The sequence below is a fragment of the Pseudomonas sp. P5_B2 genome, assembly GCF_056400445.1.
The window spans coordinates 1-591 of sequence record NZ_JBFULH010001435.1; the positions used below are offsets into that span (position 1 = coordinate 1).

A 591-nucleotide genomic window follows, 5' to 3' on the forward strand; every position below is an offset into this window, starting at 1 on the left:
AACAGAAGCAGTTGAACACCTGGGTCAGTTTTCGGTCAGTTGCAACAGGGTAAACACCTCGACGGCATTCCTGCCCCCCCTCTTGGCGCGGTACATGGCTTCGTCGCCATAGCGCAGCAAATCGCGCAAATTGTCAGCCAAGTCGGGATATATCACCACGCCGATACTTGATGAAATGAAGAGTGTTACACCGTTATCCATGACAAAAGGYTGTTCAAGTATCAGGCGGATTTTCTCCGCGACCACAACGGCATCTTCTGCACTCCGGGCATCCGGCAGGAGGATGACGAATTCATCACCGCCAATTCGCGAGGCGGTATCAGACTCGCGCAGTACAGACCCCATACGGGATGCGACCTGGGCCAATAACCAATCTCCGGCCTCATGCCCGTGTTGGTCATTGACCGCCTTGAACTTGTCCAGGTCAATAAACAGTAACGACAGCTTACGTTCTTCCCGTTTGGCGAGCGCGATCAGTTGTCCCAGCCGATCTTCCATCATTCGGCGGTTTGGCAAACCGGTCATTCGGTCGTAGAAAGCCAGTTTGCGGATGACTTCTTCAGCCGCCTTACGTTCAGTGATGTCCATGGC

At 53.7% G+C, this 591-nt stretch carries 1 protein-coding gene; it reads right to left on the reverse strand.

What is annotated here, in order from left to right:
- Positions 1-24 precede the first annotated feature (24 nt).
- Positions 25-591 (reverse strand): diguanylate cyclase (locus tag AC1DRJ_RS31680; RefSeq protein ID WP_477805568.1); only part of this gene is annotated, 567 nt, incomplete at its 5' end.